At 66.5% G+C, this 588-nt stretch carries 1 protein-coding gene; it reads left to right on the top strand.

What is annotated here, in order from left to right:
• The coding region (locus A5646_RS24850) for an alpha/beta fold hydrolase (RefSeq protein WP_156765692.1) at positions 1–588 on the top strand (588 nt) is incomplete at both ends.

Below are 588 nucleotides of genomic sequence, written 5' to 3'. Positions count from 1 at the left end.
CGGCGCGCAGCGGCGGCCGGCCTCGACGTCATCATGGTCGAACACCGCGGGGTGGGGATGTCGCGGCACGACGACTCGGGCGCCGATCTGCCCCCGCAATCTATGACCGTGAACCAGGTGGTCGATGACGTGGCCGCGGTGCTCGACGACGCGCAAGCGCAGTCGGCGGTCATTTATGGCGCCTCGTACGGCACCTATATCGCCGCCGGAGTGGGGGTGCGGCATCCGCAGCGGGTGCGGGGCATGGTGCTCGATTCGCCGTTGCTGTCCCGGCACGACATCGTGATCGTGCGCCGCGCGATTCGCCGGCTGCTGCTGAAGGGGGACAGCCCCGAAACCGCTTCAGTGGCACCCAAAATGCGCAAGCTGGTCGACGCCGGGATCATGGATGCGGCGGCGACGCAGGTCGTGGCGACGATTTACGGTTACGGCGGGGCCGACCTACTCGAACGGCAACTCGACCTGCTACTCGATGGCCGAAAGTTACTGTGGTGGGCGCTGTCCCGGTTCACCACCCTGGGCAACCTACCGTTTCGCTACGAGGAAGACCTGGTAAGCCGCATCGCGTTCCGCGAACTGGACTATGCG

Origin of the sequence: Mycobacterium sp. 1245499.0, from assembly GCF_001673615.1 — a bacterium.
In the GTDB taxonomy this organism is placed as follows: domain Bacteria; phylum Actinomycetota; class Actinomycetes; order Mycobacteriales; family Mycobacteriaceae; genus Mycobacterium; species Mycobacterium europaeum_A.
The sequence above is the reverse complement of the archived record's forward strand: the minus strand, read 5'-3'. Positions and strand labels throughout refer to the sequence as shown.